At 44.8% G+C, this 22282-nt stretch carries 19 protein-coding genes; all 19 read right to left on the bottom strand.

The window, feature by feature from the left end; genetic code table 11:
- Window positions 1–1179 carry a D-alanyl-D-alanine carboxypeptidase family protein gene (locus ACYQ3Q_RS16575; protein WP_459929642.1) on the bottom strand — a complete coding sequence of 393 codons (1179 nt, stop codon included), beginning with the start codon at window positions 1177–1179 and terminating at the stop codon, window positions 1–3.
- A gap of 25 nt (window positions 1180–1204) precedes the next feature.
- Window positions 1205–1957, bottom strand: a complete 753-nt coding sequence (locus ACYQ3Q_RS16570) for a polysaccharide deacetylase family protein (protein WP_459929641.1) — start codon at window positions 1955–1957, stop codon at window positions 1205–1207.
- Between the two features lie 67 nt (window positions 1958–2024).
- Complete coding sequence (locus ACYQ3Q_RS16565) at window positions 2025–4178, bottom strand: polyribonucleotide nucleotidyltransferase (protein WP_459929640.1); 2154 nt, start codon at window positions 4176–4178, stop codon at window positions 2025–2027.
- 337 nt (window positions 4179–4515) lie between these two features.
- Window positions 4516–4782 (bottom strand): 30S ribosomal protein S15, encoded by a 267-nt coding sequence (gene rpsO / locus ACYQ3Q_RS16560; RefSeq protein WP_034144454.1) that lies wholly within the window; start codon window positions 4780–4782, stop codon window positions 4516–4518.
- Between the two features lie 142 nt (window positions 4783–4924).
- The gene (locus ACYQ3Q_RS16555) at window positions 4925–5842 is read right to left on the bottom strand and encodes a bifunctional riboflavin kinase/FAD synthetase (protein WP_459929639.1); all 918 of its coding nucleotides are present in this window, start codon (window positions 5840–5842) and stop codon (window positions 4925–4927) included.
- Window positions 5843–6065: 223 nt separating this feature from the next.
- Window positions 6066–6968, bottom strand: coding sequence for a tRNA pseudouridine(55) synthase TruB (gene truB, locus ACYQ3Q_RS16550; RefSeq protein ID WP_459929638.1), 903 nt, complete (start codon window positions 6966–6968; stop codon window positions 6066–6068).
- Window positions 6952–7935, bottom strand: coding sequence for a DHH family phosphoesterase (locus ACYQ3Q_RS16545; RefSeq protein WP_459929637.1), 984 nt, complete (start codon window positions 7933–7935; stop codon window positions 6952–6954). Before ACYQ3Q_RS16545 ends, truB begins: the two co-directional genes overlap by 17 nt.
- A complete protein-coding gene (rbfA, locus tag ACYQ3Q_RS16540; RefSeq protein ID WP_034144450.1) occupies window positions 7928–8299 on the bottom strand; it encodes a 30S ribosome-binding factor RbfA in 372 nt (123 codons plus the stop codon). Before rbfA ends, ACYQ3Q_RS16545 begins: the two co-directional genes overlap by 8 nt.
- Before the next feature lie 24 nt (window positions 8300–8323).
- Window positions 8324–11383: a translation initiation factor IF-2 gene (gene infB / locus ACYQ3Q_RS16535; protein WP_459929636.1), complete on the bottom strand. Its 3060-nt coding sequence runs from the start codon at window positions 11381–11383 to the stop codon at window positions 8324–8326.
- Between the two features lie 44 nt (window positions 11384–11427).
- Window positions 11428–11724 carry a L7Ae/L30e/S12e/Gadd45 family ribosomal protein gene (locus ACYQ3Q_RS16530; protein ID WP_459929635.1) on the bottom strand — a complete coding sequence of 99 codons (297 nt, stop codon included), beginning with the start codon at window positions 11722–11724 and terminating at the stop codon, window positions 11428–11430.
- Complete coding sequence (rnpM, locus tag ACYQ3Q_RS16525; protein ID WP_045575007.1) at window positions 11721–11984, bottom strand: RNase P modulator RnpM; 264 nt, start codon at window positions 11982–11984, stop codon at window positions 11721–11723. Before rnpM ends, ACYQ3Q_RS16530 begins: the two co-directional genes overlap by 4 nt.
- Window positions 11985–11988: 4 nt before the next feature.
- On the bottom strand, window positions 11989–13356 hold the full coding sequence (gene nusA / locus ACYQ3Q_RS16520; RefSeq protein WP_459929634.1) for a transcription termination factor NusA: 1368 nt from the start codon (window positions 13354–13356) through the stop codon (window positions 11989–11991).
- A 38-nt stretch (window positions 13357–13394) separates the two neighbouring features.
- Window positions 13395–13853 (bottom strand): ribosome maturation factor RimP, encoded by a 459-nt coding sequence (gene rimP / locus ACYQ3Q_RS16515; RefSeq protein WP_459929633.1) that lies wholly within the window; start codon window positions 13851–13853, stop codon window positions 13395–13397.
- A 786-nt stretch (window positions 13854–14639) separates the two neighbouring features.
- Window positions 14640–15326: a hypothetical protein gene (locus tag ACYQ3Q_RS16510; RefSeq protein WP_459929632.1), complete on the bottom strand. Its 687-nt coding sequence runs from the start codon at window positions 15324–15326 to the stop codon at window positions 14640–14642.
- A gap of 215 nt (window positions 15327–15541) precedes the next feature.
- Window positions 15542–17266: a proline--tRNA ligase gene (locus tag ACYQ3Q_RS16505; protein ID WP_459929631.1), complete on the bottom strand. Its 1725-nt coding sequence runs from the start codon at window positions 17264–17266 to the stop codon at window positions 15542–15544.
- Between the two features lie 183 nt (window positions 17267–17449).
- Window positions 17450–18568 carry a flavodoxin-dependent (E)-4-hydroxy-3-methylbut-2-enyl-diphosphate synthase gene (ispG, locus tag ACYQ3Q_RS16500; RefSeq protein WP_459929630.1) on the bottom strand — a complete coding sequence of 373 codons (1119 nt, stop codon included), beginning with the start codon at window positions 18566–18568 and terminating at the stop codon, window positions 17450–17452.
- Window positions 18568–19638, bottom strand: coding sequence for an RIP metalloprotease RseP (rseP, locus tag ACYQ3Q_RS16495; RefSeq protein ID WP_459929629.1), 1071 nt, complete (start codon window positions 19636–19638; stop codon window positions 18568–18570). The genes ispG and rseP overlap by 1 nt, the downstream gene beginning before the upstream one ends.
- Window positions 19639–19836: 198 nt before the next feature.
- Window positions 19837–21024, bottom strand: coding sequence for a 1-deoxy-D-xylulose-5-phosphate reductoisomerase (locus ACYQ3Q_RS16490; protein WP_459929628.1), 1188 nt, complete (start codon window positions 21022–21024; stop codon window positions 19837–19839).
- A gap of 152 nt (window positions 21025–21176) precedes the next feature.
- Window positions 21177–22280 (bottom strand): sporulation integral membrane protein YtvI, encoded by a 1104-nt coding sequence (gene ytvI / locus ACYQ3Q_RS16485; protein WP_459929627.1) that lies wholly within the window; start codon window positions 22278–22280, stop codon window positions 21177–21179.
- Window positions 22281–22282: the final 2 nt, after the last annotated feature.

The raw sequence follows: 22282 nt of genomic DNA, 5'->3' as shown, positions 1-22282 counted from the left end.
TCACTCCCTCTTATTTCCTTGACTGAAAGGAAATAATCGACTTAAAGACCCTTCTTCAGCTACTTCATTTTCACTGAGCAATGGCACACTGTTTAATTTTTGTTCTCTAAGCCATATCTCTAAACGTCCAAGACGTTCTCCAGCTCGAACTGGAAGATTGGTCGTTTTTTCCCACACAACACGGGTTTGTAGGTTCTTACGTTCAACTTTTGATAGGCTGACATCGATTGGATCCTTAATAAAGACTGATACGGGTTTGATGACACTGGGAAATTCGCTCATAATCTGTCCTGCATTAGCCAGATGAACGGTTTCAGTGTTCTGAAAACCCCACTCTAAAAGTTTCTTAGCATCTCCAAACCGATCTGGTGCATTCAGAACAACGACTAAGAGTTGACGCCCCTCTTTTGTAGCGGAGGCAACCAGGCATTTTCCTGCTGCAGTCGTTGTGCCAGTTTTAACACCGTCAGCATGAGGGTAGTTCCAGAGCAATTTATTCGTATTACGCAGATCCATCATCACGTCAGGCTCAATGAAATGAATCTCAGTTTCCTTAAGACGGGTAATGGAAACAAACTGAGGAATTTGCAACCCATAGCGTGCCATTAAGGCCAGATCATAAGCCGTAGAATAATGTTCCTTCCGAGGTAAGCCGTTGGTATTTACGAAGTGTGTATTCTGTGCTCCTAGGGCCAAAGCTTTCCTATTCATCCACTTGAGAAACTGCTCTTCACTTCCAGCGATATGCTCGGAAATTGCAACACATGCATCATTTCCTGAACGAACCAGTGCCCCGGTAATAAGTTCATAAAGATTGATCTTTTCTCCTGGATCGAGATACAAGGATGACTCTCCAACAGCCGCCGCTTTCGGACTAACGGTCACAATTTCGTCTGGCCGCCCTAACTCTAACCCTAAAATTGCCGTCATGATCTTAGTTGTACTTGCAGGAGGACGCTGTTTATGGGCTTGCTTACTAAAAAGAACATCCCCTGTAGCGACATCCATTAGAACAGCCGCATCCGCTGTTATCCTAGCAACTCCGACTGTATCCGCAGCAGGTTTTCGCACAGATTTTTGGGCTGGGGCGCTATAGACTGGGTTCACCGACATTAAACTAAGAACTATAGTACAAAGAACTACGCAGCACCAAGCACGCGTCCACTTTAGCCTGATCATTCAACCACCTCGACTTTTTAATTTGTCATGAGGTAGTATCTCCGCTCTGGTGATATGTTATTAGTTCGTCAAGAGATTGGAAACTATATCCTTGTACGGCTAATTGATGGAGAATTACTGGTAAAGCTTTGACAGTATTCGCTTTGGGATGCATTAAAACAATGGCGCCAGACTTGTTGGGTTTGATTCCAAACCGGATTGCCGGATTAATAATCCGTTTGGCAATAATTTCCGGCGTACTGTCTGCACGCCAATCCACTGTATCTAATGTCCAGAGAATCGTCTGATAGCCTAATTCTTTGGCAGCTCTTAGTCCCGAAGCACCTTTTTCACCGTAAGGTGGTGCATATAAATGTGTTTTTTGTCCGATAATTTCTTCAATAATAGTTTCCGTCTTTTTGATTTCTTCTTGGTTTGCGCTGACGGAAAGCCGATCCGGATGAGGATGAGAATAGCCATGGTTTTCAATTTGGTGGCCGCGATTGGAGATCATTTTTAATATGTCTGGGTTCTTCTTAGCCCAGCGACCTGTGACAAAGAAGGTTACACGGGCTTTACCCTTATCCAACTCGTCTAGGATAGCTGGGATATATTCCTCGCCCCAATCCACGTTAATCGTTATAGCCATCACCAATTGATCCGTATTAACTTGCTCTATGGGCTTAGAAACTGAAGTATTCGACTCCATAAACCAACGCTCTGTGATACCCACAAGCAACAGAAAGAAAATCCCGACTAACGAGAGGATTCGTCGCGAGATTTTTAAGTTAATGAACATATGCGTCCCCCCTTCCTTAACATTTATGCGGATAGGGGAACTCACAGACTGGTCATCAATTATTATATTAGGATTTGGGAATTGTCGGGTTTTCCTTACGAACGTTTGGCATAGCTTCCTTGCGCGAAAGATTTAGGCGACCTTGTTTGTCAATGGCAGTCGCTTTGACCATGATCTCATCCCCGACTTTAACAATGTCCTCCACTTTTTCCACACGTTCATGAGCTAATTGAGAGATGTGAACCAGACCTTCCTTGCCGGATAGTCCCATGACTCCTGGGATGACTTCTACAAAAGCTCCAAAATCCATAACCCTAGTGACTCTTCCTTGGTATATTTTACCAACTTCCACTTCTTGAGTTAAAGCCTGGATAATCTTTAAGGCTTTCTCCCCACCTTCGCCACCAACCGAAGAAATAAAGACGCGGCCATCATCTTCGATGTCAATTTTAACACCGGTTTCCTCCACAATCTTCTTAATCGTTTTTCCACCAGGTCCAATAACATCGCGGATCTTATCCGGATGAATCGAGGCAGTGATTATTCTTGGTGCATAGATTGATAGTTGTGGGCGAGGTTTAGCCAAAATTGCCACCATTTTATCGAGAATCAAAAGACGGGCAGCTTTAGCTTGGGTCAAGGCTTTCAATAAAACTTCTCGGGATACACCCATTATTTTAATATCCATTTGTAAGGCGGTTATCCCTTTAGTGGTTCCAGCCACCTTAAAATCCATATCTCCAAAGTGATCTTCTAAACCTTGGATATCGGTCAGGATCGCCAAATGATCCCCTTCCTTAACGAGTCCCATGGCAATGCCTGCAACTGGAGCTGAAATGGGAACACCGGCATCCATAAGGGAAAGAGTACTTCCACAAACAGAGGCCATCGAACTAGAACCATTGGATTCCAACACCTCAGAAACGAGACGAATGGTATAAGGAAATTCATTTTCATCGGGAAGAACTGGGAGCAACGCTCTCTCTGCAAGAGCACCATGACCAATTTCTCTGCGTCCTGGTCCCCGCATCGGTCGAGTTTCTCCAACACTATAGGGCGGGAAATTATAGTGATGAATATAGCGCTTAGATCTTTCAAGACCTAAACCATCTAGAATCTGTTCATCTCTTGCAGCCCCTAGAGTCGCCACTGTCAACACCTGAGTTTGACCACGAGTAAAAAGGCCTGTCCCATGTGTACGGGGTAGAATTCCTACTTCAATACTGATCGGACGGACTTCATCGACTGCCCGACCATCCGGTCTAATTTGCTCATTCGTGATCAATTTACGGACAATCTGATGGACAATGTCCTCAAGCACATTCTTGATCACTTTCGTGTCATCTGGAAACTCTGCTTCGAAGTAGCTCAAGGCTTCAGCTTTAACTTCGTTGATTGCACTTTCCCGTGCTTTCTTCTCCTCAACGCGGACAGCCTTATCTAACTTGTCGTAGGCATAGGTATTTACCGCTTCGACAATGTTAGCTGGGGTTTTTACAAATATTACTTCAAGTTTTTCTTTGGCTAACCCGAGCTCCAAAGCTTCCTCACGATATTCTGCAATAAATTGGGCAATCTTTTTAATTTCGGCATGTCCAAACATAATCGCTTCCAAGATTTGATCCTCTGGTACTTCGTGAGCACTAGCTTCCACCATCATAACCGCTTCTTCTGTTCCAGCCACAGTAAGGAGCATCTGACTTTTTCCTGATTGTTCGATCGTCGGATTAATAATGTATTCATCTTCTATCAGTCCAACGGTCACTGCCGCAATAGGACCTTCGAAGGGTATATTTGAAATCGTCAGGGCTGCTGATGCTGCATTAATGGCCGTAATATCTGTCGCACTATCTTGATCGACGGACATAACCGTGGCTACCACTTGAACTTCATTACGAAATCCTTCTGGGAATAACGGACGAATTGGACGGTCAATTAAACGAGCCGACAGGGTAGCTTTCTCGCTGGCTCTTCCTTCACGTTTAATAAATCCCCCTGGGATTTTACCAGCAGCATACATTCTTTCTTCAAACTCAACGGTCAAGGGGAAGAAATCAATTCCCTCCCGGGCTACAGCACTGCAGGTTGCGAATGCAGTCACCACAGTATCCCCGTAACGAAGAAAAATAGTGCCTCCCGCTTGTTTACCAAGCTTACCAGTTTGGAAAGTCATCGTTCTCCCACCGACTGAGAGTGACTTTTCGAGTATTTCCTGTTTCACAATGGAACCTCCTTAAATTTTCAATCCTTCTCAACTTGTTTCCTCTTCGACATATTGTTATTATTTCCTGCAATTAGCATAAATAAAACTAAATTAAGAATAAACCCTATATTGTGAGGCGTAGGTTCAATGTTTGAGGCTCGCGCTACGAAACGGGGTTCAATACTGAGAATCCCGCTCCCAAAAAGGTCTTTTTTTCGCATCTCGAACTTCGCGCCTCGCGTGTAACGGGGATGGTCCTTTTTCACATTTGTATTAAAAGGACCGTCCCCGTTACACGCGTACGAAAAGAAGCGGATCACATAGATCCGCTTCGCTTCTTTGGCCTTTGAGTTGATTACTTCCGTAATCCTAGCACGCCAATAATATTCCGATAACGTTCAAAATTAACATTTTTAAGATACGTTAACAACGCACGTCTTGAACCGACCATTTTCAAAAGTCCACGACGGGAATGGTGGTCTTTTTTATGCGTCTTAAAGTGCTCTGTCAAATAGGTAATCCGTTCAGTCAGAAGCGCAATTTGCACTTCCGGAGACCCAGTGTCCCCTTCGTGTTGTGCATGCTTGAGAATAATCTCTTGCTTTTTCTCAGGTGTCATCATGATAAATTTCCTCCATTTTTTCATCATTCCCAACTGCCCAGGATAACGTTGGAGACTTCGTCAAACCGAGTCAGTGGGTTCTTATAGTTTCTAAAACAGTATACATTGTAACGAAGCTTTTGTAAAGTTGATTAATTTATGCTTAATTTTCCAGCAGAACCTGGGTTTTAGCCCTGTCTTTATTTAACTGAATCAACAGTTCATCGACACCCTTGAATTTTCGTTCATCCCGCAAGCGCTCCTCAATGAGAACGGTAATCTCTTGGCCGTATAAATCTCCCTCAAAATCAAGAAAATGCACCTCGGCCACAGTATCATAGAGGTCGTGAAACGTTGGTTTCATGCCAATGTTCATCATCCCCGATACGCTCTTACCGTCCAAATAGGCTCTAACCGCATAGACCCCTCTCTTTGGAATTAGAAAGTCTTCTGAGGTGAGAATATTTGCTGTCGGATAACCAAGCAGACGACCTCGTTCTTCCCCATGTACGACGGTCCCACGTAAGTATGGTGGACGCCCAAGTAGAGACGCGGCTAATTTAACATCCCCCTGTAAAAGGGCTTTACGTATACTACTCGAAGAGATCACCTGACCATCTAACATTTGAGCTTGAAGTACACTCACTCCAAATCCATGTTTCTGTCCCAAAACCTGAATTAACTCGGAATTCCCTTTACCTTGATCACCAAATGAGTAATTAAATCCAACCACAACATGAATTATACCAAGGGGAAGCAGAATCTTCTCGACGAAATGTTCTGGAGAAGTCTTTGCCATTTCTCTAGTAAACGGTAAAAGATAGACAGTTCGAACCCCAATTTCCTCTAAATAGTTCAAACGCTCTTGATTTGTAGACAAGAGTTTAATTCCCCGTTCGGGAAATAGAACCTTTAGCGGATGAGGTTCAAAGATTAATACATCTAGGCTCACACCCAAACTCATCGCTTGACTTAATCCCTGTTCTAGCAATCGACGATGTCCAAGATGTACCCCATCAAAATTACCCAAAGCTAAAACACAGGGTTCACTTTCTATAGGCAGACTTGTTCGAACTTGCACCGATTAGACCCTCCTAATTATAGAAAACTTGGCTAGCGCCAACCCACAAGCGCCAGTGCTAGCCTTATTGCACTTATGCGCTGGCCATGACTCGAATAAGGATGTTCGAGGTTAGAGCATCGCCATGACTCAAACAAGGACGTTTGAGATTAGAGTGCCGCCATGGATGGCAAGGCACCGTGATGGCTAGATGCCGTGATGGCGAGAAGGGACCCACCCGAAATTATTCTTTCTGACTGGTAGAACCTAAAACCTTATGCGGAAATAGGCCTTCCTCTCGCCAAATTCCAATTCCGATTAATTCGCCATTCTCTATCACCTGAACAAACGGCTCATTTCCTTCGCTAGACGACTTGACCAATTCTCTCTTAGTTGGCAAGCCATGCCGGAAGGCATTTCCTCGCACCGCGGATAAAAATACTTGAGGCAGATCAATTCCTGCGGTTAAAGGCAGTAAAAAAGCATAGTTACCGAGACGTATGGCCTCTTCTATTTCCTCAAGAGTCCAACTCTCTTGAATCTTAAACGGACCAGAACGAACGCGTACTAAATAGGACATATGTGCGCCACAACCTAAAGCCTGTCCCAGATCATGACTTATTGTCCGTATGTATGTCCCCTTTGAGCATTCAATCTCTAAGATTGCCCGTGGGTACTCCCCTTCATACCATTTTGCCAGCTCTAATTTGTAGATAGACACTTCGCGTGGCGCTATCTCAACATCTAGCCCTTGCCGTGCATATTCATAAAGATGTTTTCCTTCTTTGCGAACCGCCGAATACATAGGGGGAATCTGAGATACTTTACCCTGGAAACTTGGGATAACCCGCTCTAAGTCATTCTGTTTCAAATCCGGGGAAGTTCTTTTTGTCACTTTTCCGAAAGCGTCTTGAGTATCTGTTGTGATTCCAAAGGTAACCTCAGCAATGTAAGCTTTACCCTGCTCAGTAATGTATTCTGCAAGACGGGTCCCCCTCCCAACACATATGGGTAACACGCCAGCTACTCCAGGGTCAAGCGTTCCGGTATGGCCGACTTTCTTGATTTTCAAGAGCTTTCTCAGCCAGACTACGACATCTGAAGAGGTCATTCCAGGTGGTTTAAGGACATTAATTACTCCTTCCACTCCTTAACCCCTCCTCAATTGCCGAGATGATGTTTTGTTTAGCTTCAGCCATAGGGATTCTGAGCGTACATCCTGCAGCACGCTTGTGCCCTCCTCCACCGAACTGGGCAGCAATTTCATTGACATTCAACCAGAGATTAGAACGGAGACCTCCCTTGATTTCTTGAGGTCCCACCTCTTTCAGCAATACAGCCACTTCAACGCCCGCAATACTTCGAATATGATTCACCAACCCGTCACTTACTTCCTGATCGGCCTTACTTTTTCGAAAGTCTTCTAAGCTTAAGGTCATGATTGCCAGTTGACCCTCGGCATAAATTTCTAATCCATTTAGAGCATATTGCAATAATTTAACTTGGGCAAGGGGCTTTTGATCAAAAATATGATGGTGAATATCTTGTATATCAATGCCTTTGTCCAATAAGTCTGCAGTCAGACGATGCGTCTGAGCCGTCGTACTACTGTATTGATAGCAGCCAGTATCCGTCACAATGGCAGTGTAAAGATTCGTGGCTATCTCTTCATCTATTTTTACGTCTAATTGCTGAATAAGGGTAAAGGCGAGTTCTCCAACAGCGCTTGCTTGGGCATCGATGCAGTTAACGTGACCAAAGAGCTGATTGGAGATGTGGTGGTCTAAGTTAAGCACTATGCTTTCTTCAGAGAGGTCGGTTATGGAAAGATTTACGCGCCCCAGATCCGTACAATCCACAAACATTAAGGTTTTAGGTTGGGGATTCGGAAGCTCCTGACTTACCCGAGACGAGCCTGGCAAAAACTTTAAATTATTAGGCACCGGATTCGGATTGTAATAGGTCACTTCTTTACCCATCTTCTCTAACGCAAGACCTATTGCTAACATAGATCCGATACAATCCCCATCGGGTGATACATGGGAGAAAAGCGCCACCTTTGGCGCTTTTCTTAACACTCGAATCATCTCTTCAATCTGACTATTTTCATTCATGGGATTCTTCCTTACTCGAATCGTCAAGTCCAACATTTTGTAATAGCTTAGCAATGTGGGCTCCATGTTGAATAGAAGGATCGTATTTAAACACAATGGAAGGGACATGGCGCAAGCGTACACGTTTTCCGATTTCAGACCGTACGTACCCCGCCGCTCGATTCAGAGCCTCCAAGGTGACCTTTCCTTCTTCTTCAGTACCTAAAACGCTAACGTACACTTTAGCATGGGATAAATCATCAGCGACATCCACGCTAGTCAGTGTGACAAATCCAATCCGAGGATCTTTCAACTCTACCCGAATAAGTTGAGAAATCTCTTCTTTGAGTGTTTCTGCCAATCGATTGGGTCGATGTTTAGACATACCAATACCTCCAGGGCTGATTTACTACAATGTGCGTTTGACTTCTTCCAAGACAAACGCTTCAATGATGTCCCCTTCTTTGATGTCATTGAATTTTTCGATGCCAATACCACATTCATAACCTTCGGCAACTTCTTTGACATCATCCTTGAAGCGTCTCAAGGACTCCATAACACCATCATGAATGACAATGCTATCCCGGATAACCCTTACCTTAGCAGAACGGATGATCTTTCCTTCTGTTACCATACATCCAGCAACAGTCCCCGCTTTCGGTACTTTAAAGACCTGACGGACTTCAACTTTGCCTAAGACAACCTCTTTAAACGTTGGATCAAGAAGTCCGGTCATGGCTGCTTTAACATCTTCAATGGCATCATAGATAACTCGATAGAGTCTTAGATCGACGCCTTCGAGTTGAGCCGTCGCTTTCGCATTAGCATCTGGCCGAACATTGAAGCCAATAATAATCGCATTGGAAGCTGAGGCCAGCATAATATCGTTTTTATTAATAGCACCGACTCCACCATGGATTGGGTTGACGCGCACTTCGCCTGTCGAAAGCCTCAGCAACGCCTGACGCAATGCTTCAACTGATCCTTGTACATCTGCTTTAATAATAACGTTGAGCTCTTTAATTTCCCCTTCTTTGATCTTGTCAAAGAGGTCCTCTAAACTAACTTTAGCCACAATCTTTTTAGACTCTTCCACTTTACGCACAGCCGTACGTGCGGCTGTAATATGGCGCGCCAATTTTTCATCTGAGACTATATAGAACAATTCTCCAGCCTCAGGCACTTCGGATAAGCCATGAACTTCAACCGGCATAGATTGGCCTGCTTTTTTAACCCGTCGCCCATTATCATCTACCATGGCCTTAATTCGTCCATAGGCACAACCAGCTACTGCAACATCTCCAATATTGAGAGTACCCTTGGAAACGAGAACGGTAGCGATCGGTCCCTTTCCTTTATCCAACTCTGCCTCGATGACGGTTCCAGCAGCTGGACGGTTCGGATTTGCTTTGTAATCACGAACTTCTGCGACCAGTAAAATCATCTCTAGAAGTTGTTCAATGCCCAAATTATTTTTTGCTGAGACAGGAACTGCAATGGTATCTCCGCCCCATTCTTCCACAACAAGACCATACTCTGTCAGTTCTTGTTTTACTTTTTCCGGAGTTGCATTTTCTTTATCTATTTTATTGATAGCTACAATGATGGGAACCTCAGCCGCCTTAGCGTGATTGATGGCTTCTATAGTTTGAGGCATTACTCCATCATCTGCTGCCACAACTAATACTGCGATATCCGTAACTTGTGCTCCTCTAGCACGCATCGACGTGAAAGCCTCATGACCAGGTGTATCTAAGAACGTAATCTTTTGATTGTTGATTTCAACTTGGTACGCCCCAATATGCTGAGTTATTCCACCTGCTTCTGAAGCAGTCACATGTGTGGTTCGAATAGCATCCAAAAGGGACGTCTTACCATGGTCAACATGCCCCATTACGGTTACAACGGGTGGACGGAAGACGAGGTCTTTCGGATCATCTTTGATCTCTTCAATAACAGCCATTGATTTTTCTGCTTTTACTTCTACGGTGACACCTAGTTCGCCAGCCAAAATTGTAGCAGTCTCTGAGTCTAACTCCTGATTAATGGTAGCCATAACTCCCAAATTCATCAGCTGTTTGATCAGTTCTCCTGCCTTACGGCTCATCTTACTGGCTAAATCTTGTACTGAAATCGATTCTTGAATTACAATGTGTTTGGGGGTCGTGTCCCTTACTTCTTTTTTGGGATGCTTTTGGAACCGTCTATGTGGTGAACGAATCGCATTTTCTCTTTCTTTCTCGACTTCGCGTTTGCGTTCATAAGCTTTGTCTTGGGCTTTCTTATTAGCTGGCAACTGTCGCTTAGCTTGTTCTGTTATTGTAGGAGTGGAGGGAGCACCTGCACCAGCGCGCGGTGCCATTCCTGGACGTGGACCTTGCCCTTGTCCAGGATATCCTGGACGGGTACCTTGTCCTTGTCCAGGACCTTGTCCTTGATACCCTGGACGGGGCCCTTGTCCTTGTCCAGGACCTTGTCCCTGATACCCTGGACGAGGGCCTGGGGGCTGTCCTTGATATCCCGGACGAGGACCTTGCGGTTGACCCTGATATCCCGGACGGGGACCTTGGGGTTGTCCTTGATATCCCGGACGGGGACCTTGCGGTTGACCCTGATACCCTGGACGAGGACCTTGCGGTTGACCCTGATATCCCGGACGAGGACCTTGCGGTTGCCCCTGATACCCTGGACGAGGACCTTGCGGTTGACCCTGATATCCCGGACGAGGACCTTGCGGCTGCCCTTGATATCCCGGACGAGGACCTTGCGGTTGTCCTTCCATTCCTGGACGGGGACCTTGGGGTTGTCCTTGATACCCTGGACGGGGACCTTGGGGTTGTCCTTGATACCCTGGACGGGGACCTTGTGGTTGTCCTTGATACCCTGGACGGGGACCTTGCGGTTGTCCTTGATACCCTGGACGAGGACCTTGCGGTTGTCCTTGATACCCTGGACGGGGACCTTGTGGTTGTCCTTGATACCCTGGACGAGGACCCTGCGGTTGTCCTTGATATCCCGGACGGGGACCTTGGGGTTGTCCTTGATACCCTGGACGAGGGCCTTGCGGTTGTCCTTGATATCCCGGACGGGGACCTTGTGGACGTCCCTCTACTCCCGGACGAGGGCCTTGTGGACGTCCTTCTACTCCTAGACGGGGACCTTGTGGACGTCCCTCCATATCCGGACGAGGACCTTGTGATTCTTTTTCTATTCCTAAACGGGGTTCTTTCGGCCGTCCTTCTTGTATTGACTCGGATGCTTTTGGCCTTGTTGCCTCAGTATTATTGTGTTCAGAATGATCCAAAATTATCTCCTTTCCTTTCAGTTGGTTCCTAAGACGGTCAGCATCCTTTTGATCGACCGTACTTAAATGATTTTTCACATCTGTTCCCATAGCCACGAGTTTTGTCATCACTTCTTTACTACTAAAGTTTAATTCTTTTGCTAATTCATGAACACGAATACTCATTTAACCACCCCCACATATTCGGCTCCCACATTACGCTCCAAGCATCAGCTCCTTGCTAGTAAAATAGCCTTAGCAAACCCTTGATCCAAAATAAGCACTGCTGAACGCGGCGAAAGTCCTATAGAATGTCCCAGTTCCAGTTTGGTACCATTGACCAACACTGGTAAATTTATATCATTAGCCCACATTGTATACTTTTTCTGTGCTCCGTGAGCATCCTCCGCAATAATAAGAAGAAATCCTTTTCTTTTTTTGACCATGGCCTCAATTTGAGCATCTCCGGAAGCTATCTTACCAGCTCGCCGAGCTATCCCAACAAGTGACTGGATACGTGTGTTCACGAAGAAATCTTCCCTTCCAAATGAGAAAATACTTCAGGGTCAACATCCACTCCAAAAGCCTTTCGGAACCGTCGTTCTTTTACAGCGGTTTGAAAGCAGATTAAGTTAGGACAAAGGTATGCGCCACGTCCGTTCCTCTTACCTGTCGGATCGAGTTCAACAATCCCTTCCGGAGTTCTGACCACTCGTAACAGCTCCTTCTTAGGTTTCATTTCTTGACAACCCAAACACATTCTCATCGGAATTTTTCGTGTCTTCATACCATCACCCCTTCCCTTTCTTTTTTTTCTCCCTCAAGGGTAGTTTAGTTTCCCCTGGTACATCCTCACTCATACCCGTGATCTCCGGATCAACAGCACCTGTAACTATCTTATCATCGTCGTCAAAAGACTCCAGCTCTGAGGCATATCCAAGCTGATTTTCGTCGTCATTGGACTCAATGTTTCCAGCAAGTTGGCTATTATCGGTCTCTCCGATTTCCTCATATTCCTGATAGTCTTCTGTTTCTGCATACTCATCATATTCCGAGTACTCTTCATATTCGCCGTACTCTTCATAATTTTCATACTGCTCTTGTCCTTGGGGAATAATATTATGGGCAACTGCTTGAGATTCACTTTTAATATCAATCTTCCACCCCGTTAGCTTAGCAGCAAGACGAGCATTTTGTCCCTCTTTACCGATTGCTAAGGAGAGTTGATAATCAGGAACAACAACTATGGCAACTTTCTCGTTGAGTTTAGGATAAACTGCCACAACCTTGGCAGGAGAAAGGGCATTCGCCACGAATTCTTGGGGATCATTGGAGTAATTGACAATATCGATTTTTTCCCCTTTTAGTTCTGTGACAATAGTCTGGACTCGGACTCCCTTTGGACCTACACAAGCTCCCACGGGATCCACATTCGAGTCACGTGAAAATACGGCGATTTTAGAACGAGCTCCTGCCTCACGAGAAACCCCTTTAATCTCCACGACCCCATCGTGAATTTCCGGCACTTCAAGTTCAAAGAGACGCTTTATCAAGCCTGGATGCGTGCGGGATAACATAATTTGTGGACCTTTAGTTGTCTTCTTCACTTCCACGACATACGTCTTAATACGGTCAAACGATTGATACATTTCACCTGGAATTTGCTCCTGAGCCGGCAGTACTGCTTCTACCTTCCCCAAATCGACGATAACATTCTTCTGTTCATATCGTTGAACCACTCCTGTAACGATATCTCCCTCACGATTCACAAATTCATCATAAATCATACCACGTTCAGCTTCTCTAATGCGCTGAACAACAACTTGCTTTGCTGTTTGAGCCGCAATTCGTCCAAATTCACGCGGGGTCACTTCGTACTCTACAATATCTTCAAATTCGTAATTTGGATCGAGTTTACGAGCTTCCTCCAAGCTAACCTGAGTCCGAGCATCCTCCACGACGTCTACAACGGTTTTGCGGGCATAAACTTTAAATTCACCGGTTAATCGATCAATAAGAACTCGAACATTTTGCAACGATCCGAAATTCTTCTTGTATGCGGAAATCAGTGCTGCCTCTATTGCCTCAAATAGAATCTCGGCAGAAATTCCCCGTCCTTTTTCTAATTCGTGAAGGGCCTCGATGAACTCCATATTCATTTTTCCTTTTTCCTCCTTATTCTATTGTGCCTAACGATCTAGAAATCTAGTAATAAATGGGTTTTCTTCACTAAGGTGCGTGGAATTGCGACGCGCTTTTCCTCATATTCTAAAACGATTTCATCGTTGATCAGTCCGACAAGATTACCAGAGAATTTCTTAAACCCTTGAAACTGGGAAATAGTATGTACCATTATTAAGCTACCCTGAAAGCGTACAAAGTCCCCTTCCTTTTTGAGAGGACGTTCCAGACCTGGCGAAGAGACTTCCAACATGTATGCCTGAGGAATAGTATTTTTGATGTCGAGCATTTCACTCACCGCGTGGCTGACGTTGGTGCAATCATCCATATCCACGCCACCCTCTTTGTCTATATAAAGGCGCAAATACCAATGTGCACCTTCCTTTATGTACTCCACATTGACTAATTCAAGCCCTTTTTCTAGAACGAGTGGCTCTACGAGTATCTCGATCTCTTGTACAATTGATTTATTCATGTAAATCGCTCCTTCAAAACTCCGAGAACGTTTTTCCTTATAGTCTAACGAAGATAACCGCTAGTTATACTCCGCTAAGTTTATATAGAAAACTTGGCTGGCGCCAAGGGTCAGCGAAGGCACTGGCCATGACTCGAACAGGGCATTCGAGGTTAGATCGCCGCCATGACTCGAACAAGGACTTTCGAGGTTTGAGCGCCTCCAAGACTCGAACAAGGATGTTCGAGGTTAGAGCGCCACCAAGGATGGTTAGGCGCCGTGATGGTAAGGTGTCGTGATGGCGAGAAGGGACCTTCCAGAAAGTATAGAACGAAAGTTCTACTTTCTGACTAGTAGGACAAACGAAGGAGCGGGTTAGAACCCACTCCTTTCCAACAGACACTACAAATTTCCTTATACTAATATAGCATATCCCTAGGAACTCTGCAACAAGAACTCAATTTTTAGTCATTTTTCGTCATCCTATTAAGTTTTTCATGAATTTCAAATCTACGCTTTCTTCGGCCGCACGATCTGAAAACATCTTAAATAGGTTTTGATTTAGAAAAGGTTTATTTCGGTCTTATGAGCCAGTGGTACCGCTCATTCAGTTTGATAAACCAGGCTGCGGCCTGCCCTTGAATGAGAAACGCCATGGAACACTAAAAAATCTCTCTGGTAAGTGGATCAATTTACATAAAAAAATAAAGCCCTCAAGCTTGATGGGCTTAATGAACTTTCAATTAACTAGATAGCGATTTGGAAAGACAGTTTCTGAAGGCAACTAAGGTTTTTTGCTTGTGATATCTAGTTGCGCATTTTGGCTAAGAGCTGTGATCGTTTAGCAGATTTAGCTTTTTCATATTCAGTCTTAATCACGCGAACACTGTCGGTGGGATAATTATTAGCCATCAGTTCAGCCTGCAAGGCATCTAAGGTACTGTAAAACTGGCTGTTCACGTTTGCCTCAAGCAAATTTCCAGCTTGGATGTATTTTTGGGCCAGCTCAGAACGGTTCAAAGTTCCTGCTTTACTGCGCTGCACATACTCCTGAATTGCCGCTGAATACAAAGTATCTAAACGGCTCAAGGCTACATTCTGTAAATAATCAAACTGAGGTGTATACTTAAGAGTAATTTCATCTAGGGTAATCACCTTCGCGATAGCTTCATTCACTGGAGTTGATGTATTTGGCAGATCCGTCTTCTTATCCGAGTCATAAATTGGTTTTTCTTCATCATGCGGTATAACTTCATTATTTGATACATCATTCTCTGGTTTAACTTCATTATTCGAGCTTACATCATTATTGACTAATCCTGACTTACCATCTTTTTGATCAGTAAATGAGTTAAAAAATCCTGGCCCAAATTGATTATCAAGTTGTTGTTGGATTTCCGGGTCCGGCTTAAAATATTTATTGTATCCCCAAAAGCCAACCAGAGCCATAATTAAGACCATAATACCTGTGATTTTAAGAAATTTCTTTTTCATAAACTTTTCTCCAAACAGATTAATGGAAAGACCTCCACCCGCGTAAGCTCTACTTTCGTCAGATCGTGATGCAAAAGTCCCATTCGATCAGAAGGGAGTTTTAATAAGAATGGTACTTCCTTCAACCGAAGAGGCTTAACCATGTTTCTCCCCCCTTAATCGATGTTCGAAGTTAGAATGAGTATAGTTTTTCAGTGTTTTCATAAAGGTTAACGTTAGAATGAGAGAGCCTTCTCTATAATGGTCTTGACTTGTTGAGCGATATCGTCTACCAGGACAAGTTGTGTTTCACTCGATTTGCGTTCTCTAAGTTCAACTTGACCATTGGCAAGTGTTTTGCTTCCTAGTGTCACCCGTATCGGATACCCGACCAAATCTGCATCCTTAAATTTAACCCCAGCACGTTCATCTCGATCGTCAAGCACCACTTCCACGCCCAGGCGCTGTAGTTCCAGATACAGTTTTTGAGCTGTCTCCACGACTTGAGCATCTTTAGTACTAGCCGGAATAATTATACAGTGATATGGCGCAATCGGCATGGGCCAAATAATTCCAAAGTCATCATGATTCTGTTCGATTGCAGCAGCAATGGATCGGGTGACACCAACCCCGTAGCAACCCATGACACAATTCTTCTCTTCTCCGTTTTCGTCGAGAAAAGTCGCCCCAAACGCTTTACTATACTTTGTTCCCAACTTGAAAACTTGCCCCACTTCAATACCTCTGGCTTCCTTAAGCGGCGCACCACATTTAAGACAAGCCTCTCCGGGCTCTACCATTCTTAAATCTAAGACCTGGTCTAAACGAAAATCGCGACTGGGAACGGCATCCACAAAGTGATAATCCATTTTGTTTGCTCCACAAACAGCCTTTTTCATCAGAGGAATTTCTGCATCAGCAACGACCATAAGCCCATCTGGAACCTCTATTGGGCCCACTGAACCGGGTCCACATCCTAAAATCTTCTGCACTTCTTCAGGTGCAGCAAGTTGCAGGGAAACGAATCCGCCTAAGGCATTATTTAATTTTATTTCATTTAACGTGCGGTCTCCACGAATCAAGACCAAGAATAATTTGTCATCCCCTTGATAAAGCAACGACTTCACGAGGGTGGTCTTAGGTACTGTCAAAAAATCACCGAGTTGGTCAATCGTCTTTACGCCTGGAGTAGCCACCAGCTGGCGCCCTCCCTCTGGCGAGATATCTTCGATCGCTTGGGGATTACATTCCGATTTTTCCATATTTGCAGCATACTCGCACTTGGAACAATAAACCACTGAATTTTCCCCTGACTCAGCCAATACCATAAATTCATGCGTGCCACCTGTTCCTCCGATAGCGCCTGCGTCTGCTTCTACTGGACGATAGGTTAAGCCACAACGAGAAAAGATTCGGCAATAAGCGTCGTACATTTTTTGATAACTCTCTTGGAGGCCAGCCTCATCGCGGTCAAATGAATAGAGGTCTTTCATAAGGAATTCTCGGCCCCGCATCAAGCCAAAGCGAGGACGCCGCTCATCCCGATATTTATTCTGTATTTGATAGAGGAGCAGAGGAAGCTGTTTGTACGAACGGACTTCCCCTCGAATTAGGTCGGTAATGATTTCTTCATGGGTTGGTCCAAGGCAAAACTCACGATTATGACGATCTTTTAAACGAAAAAGCTCCGCACCGTAGACATCCCAGCGTCCACTCTCTTTCCATAATTCTGCTGGTTGCATAATCGGCATAAGGACTTCTTGCCCACCTTTGGCATTCATTTCTTCACGAACAATCGATTCAATCTTCCTTAAAATTCTTAACCCCAACGGCAAAAAGGTGTAAAAACCAGACGCCGACTTACGAATTAAGCCTGCTCGAACCATCAATTGATGGCTAATAACTTCAGCTTCAGCAGGAACCTCACGAAGTGTAGGATTTAATAGTTGACTGACGAGCATGATGTCCATTCCTTTCCAATCTGTTCTTAATTAATTATGACTTAGGTCATAATTAAAAATACTTTCTAAGCCCACATGCAGGAGTTCTTGAATTTACAACATTAACGGGGGTTACAAGCGTGATCGTGAACCAACAGACTTGTCCATGACTCAAACAGAAAATCTGAGGTCACTGCAAACAGGCTATAGTTTCTGATGATCGCGAACATACTCTTCAATCTCGTGGAGCAAAGCCGCTAGCAATTCCTCTTCCGGAAGGCGAGCCACTATCTCTCCTTTGCGAAATAAAAGCCCCATTCCTTTTCCGCCTGCAATCCCATAGTCAGCTTCACGGGCCTCCCCCGGTCCATTAACCACGCATCCCATCACAGCAACTTTTAAGGGCTTGTTTAGGGGGGGAAGCTGTGCTAGGCGTTCCTCAACTTTTTCAGCGAGTAACTCTAAATCAACTTGAGTACGACCACAGGTTGGGCAACTGATTAATTCCACGCTCCGTTGCCTTAAGCCGAGAACACGCAGAATTTCAAGGGCTATTGGAATTTCACGTACGGGATCTCCAGTCAGCGACACTCTTATCGTATCACCAATCCCTTCAGCAAGGAGCGTCCCGATCCCTATCGCCGACTTTACCACCCCTGAACGTACCGTCCCTGCTTCTGTTACCCCTACATGCAGCGGGTAATCAACCACCTCATGTATCTTGCGATAAGCATCCAGCATCAGAGGGACAGAAGAAGCTTTTAAAGAGACCTTTATCTTATCATAGCCTTCATCTTCAAGTAATCGAATATGTCCTAAGGCACTTTCGACCATTCCTAAAGCAGTGGGGCCTCCATACTTTTCGAGAAGTTCTTTTTCCAGTGACCCAGCGTTTACCCCTATTCGGATGGGGATATGTTGTTCCTTCACGGCGCGAACAACCTCTTGAACTTTCCAGCGAGCCCCAATATTTCCGGGATTAAGTCGCAAACCGTGGATTCCTTGTTCAACAGCTAGTAGAGCTAGTCGATAATCAAAGTGGATATCTGCAATCACAGGGAGAGGGCTCTTAGTGGTAATCTCTCCTAAAGCCTTTGCGGCATCTTCATCTAACACTGCAAGGCGCACAATTTCACATCCTGCTGCAGCCAAGGCCTGAATTTGGGCCAACGATTTGGTGACATCACGAGTATCCGTATTAGTCATCGATTGTATAACAATCGAGGCTCCGCCACCGACTGTCACTGACCCAACTTGGACTGGTTTTGTTGTCTTTCTCTGTATCATTTCTGCTGAAAGTACCTCCTGTTTTCCCCTGTACATCACCCAGCTTTGACAAACAAACGTAAGACATCTTTGTAAGTAACAGCAAGCATTAAACCCATTAGTAACACAAAGCCTACCAAGTGAATCATGTTTTCTTTTTCCGGTTTCAGCGGTTTCCCTCTTAAACCTTCTATCAAAAGAAAAATAAGTCGGCTTCCATCCAGCGCTGGGATGGGGAACAAGTTAATGAGTCCCAATTGGATGCTTAAAACTCCGGTCAACCCCAATAAATTTGCTAAACCCTGATGCGCACCTTCTCCGATAACCTGAGCTATCATCACAGGTCCACCTACTTCAGCGGGAATCTTCCCGGTTATCATTTGCGTCAAAGTCACGATAATCAGCCTTGTGAAATCCACCGAACGATTAAAGCCATAACGAGTCGCTTCTAGAATCGAAGCGTGAACATAGGTTACTTCCGGAGCGATTCCAATCATCCCATTCCCTGTCTGAGCGTCTTTTTCCGTTTTAACGGATAAGGTTTGAACTTGCTTGTCATTCGCCCGTTCTATGGTTAAGGTTAACACTTGCTCAGGTTTAGCATGTATAACTTGAGTTAATTGCGTCCAATCTGGGGTTGGCTCCTGATTCACGGAAATAATTTTATCTCCAGGTTGGATTCCTGCCATGGCAGCGGGTTTTCCCTTCACAAGTGAGCCGATCTGATTACTGCTATCTGGGGACGGGATGCCTAAATAGGCAAAAACAGCAATAAACAAAAATACAGCTAACACAAAATTCATAAACGGCCCTGCTATAATCACGGCCATGCGCTGCCAAACTGGCTTATTCATAAAACTCCGAGCATCTTGCCTCGGGGCTACTATCGCTCGACCGTTGGCATCCACTTCAGCATCCATGCCATGAAGTTTAACAAAACCACCTAGAGGAACTACGCGCAGAGCATAAAGCGTTTCCTTCCCTTGATAACCCACAATTTTCGGACCAAACCCAAAACTGAATTCAATCACCTTAACCCCGATCCATTTTGCGACAATATAGTGTCCGAATTCATGGACCATAACCATGCTTCCAAAAACAAAAACAATGGCGAGTGTCGTTAACACTTTAACCCCCCCTTTATCGATATTCGTGGTTCGTGGTTCGTGGTTCGAACATCGTATACAAATATATCAAATATCGATTACATAGTTCCATCTCGTATTCGTAGTTCGAATACAAACTATCGAGTATGTTCCACTAGTACCTCAAAGTGCATGCTTATAGTTCGTCGAAATTCAAACTTCGCTAATGAACTTCGCTAATCAATCAGTTCTTCGAGAACCAAACATCGTGCTTCGTGCTTCGAACTTCGCAATGTGTTCTTCAGTCCGACGACGTGCCCATGTGTCTGCATCGAGTATACTTCCCAAATCCATGCTATCTAAGACATGATGCTCAGAACAAACCTTCATAACAATCTCTAAAATCTGCAAATAGGTTATTCTCTTCTGGAGGAAAGCTGAAACAGCCACTTCATTAGAGGCGTTCATGACCGCCGGAAGGGTCCCACCACGTCGTCCCACCTGATATGCCAAGGCCAAGGCAGGAAAAGCCTCCATGTCAGGTTCATGAAAGGATAAAGTTTTTCCTCTGAGATCAAGGCGTTCAAACGGATTCTTCCAGCGCGTTGGATAACTCAAAGCATACTGGATCGGCAAACGCATATCTGGTCTTCCTAATTGCGCAAGCACCGAGCCATCTTGATATTCCACCATGGAATGAATCACACTTTGGGGATGAATCAGGACCTCTATCTCATCATACTCCATATTAAACAGATGATGTGCTTCGATCACTTCTAGACCTTTATTCATCATCGTCGCAGAGTCAATGGTGATTTTGGCACCCATATCCCAATTGGGATGACGGAGAGCTTTCTCTAAGGTAACCGTTGCTAATTTTTCCTTAGTCCATCCGAAGAAAGGCCCACCCGATGCAGTTAAAATAATTTTGGCAATGGTATCCATGCTTTCCTCTAGGCACTGGAATATGGCAGAATGTTCGCTATCCACCGGCAGAATAGGACACTTCTTCTTCTTGGCAGAAGACATCACCAAATCTCCACCCGCCACCAAGGTTTCTTTGTTGGCTAACGCAATCGTCTTCCCGGTTTCTATCGCCGCTAGAGTGGGTTCCAAACCAATTCTTCCGGAAAGAGCCGTGACAACAGTATCGACTTGAGGAGCGATGACGGAGTCAATTATCCCGTCCATACCCTGATCTACCCTAATCGGCAAATCCCTCAGTCGACCCCGTAATTCATGAGCTGCAGCCCCATCCATCATCACAACTACTGCAGGACGAAAAAGCCGCGCCTGTTCTTCCATCAGGTCAACACTTCTTGAGGCCACCAAGGCATGAACCCTAAGGTGCTCTTTAGCGTGACGAACGACATCCAAAGTTTGACGTCCAATTGAACCAGTTGAACCTAATAGCGTCAGCGTTCTCACGTAAATCAACTCTTCCTGCTATCAAAATACTTTTTAACATTTTTTGAATGAGTTCACTTAAGCCGATGCTGGAAACTTACTCACGGAACTGGCTTTTGTGAACTATCCTTGAGCGAACTGAGATAATCGAGCTTCGAACCTCGAACTTCGCCTTACTCTCTAGGAGGCCCAAATACTCCAACTCGACGTAACGCTTCATAACTGATAACAAACGCTGGTCCCACTATAAGACCCAAGCCTCCGATCAACTGAAGTCCCACGTACATAGAAATGAGCGTAGGAAGTGGGTGAATTCCGATTCCCTTCGACAAAACTTTTGGTTCCAGAAACTGTCGTATAGTAACAATGACTATCCACATTAGCAGCAGCTTTAACCCTTCTCCGAAGGATCCCATAATTAATAACGCGACGGCCCAAGGGACGAAGAGCATGCCAGTGCCTACAATTGGCACGATATCTAAAAGTCCAGCAATGACACCTAACGTAACTGCATAACGATTACCCATCAGCAGTAGTCCAGCAATGGTTGCCAGTGCCGTCAAAGAAACTAAAATAGCTTGCGCTCGTAAATACCCTACCACGGCAGCGCCTAAGTCCTCGCTGATCGCCTGGGCGCTAACGTACCAACGTCGGGGAAATAAATTAGAAATAAACCGTTTTACATTAGGATAGCTCGAACTTATAAGCAGGGTTGCGACGACGGAAACCACCATCACAATAAATACACCCGGCAAAGCAGTCAGAAAAGAGAGTAAAAAGGCACTTCCTGATTTAGCCCATTCTTGAAGTGTTCTCGCAAAGCTTTCTGTGGAAGCAAACAAAGTATCCTGAATTTGAGGATTTACCTGTACAAACCGTTCAGCCGTATCTACTTGTCTGGTTACTAGATCCAGAAGGTATCCATAATTCGGTAGTTTGATGGCTAACTCTGATAATTCGGTATAAAGGCGAGCAACAATCAGAAAAATAAACAAACTCAAACCCACAATCGCCAAAAGGAGGGTGAGTACGGCAGCATAGGGTCGGCGAATACGCACAGCACGCATCAGTCGAACAAGCAGCGGTTCGAGTAAAAAGGCCAGAATGAGCGCGATCAAAAACGGCAAAAAGGCACTGAACATTTTGCCAATAACATTCGCAAAAACAGGTAAGAAGTCTTGAAAGAAGTAGGTAAAAGTTTTCAAAAGGACAAGGGCACTAGTCACTAACGCAAGCCTGCTAATACTTGTCCATATAGGATGTCTCTGGATGCTCAACG

The sequence above is a fragment of the Desulfosporosinus burensis genome, assembly GCF_054657535.1.
The sequence above is the reverse complement of the archived record's forward strand: the minus strand, read 5'-3'. Positions and strand labels throughout refer to the sequence as shown.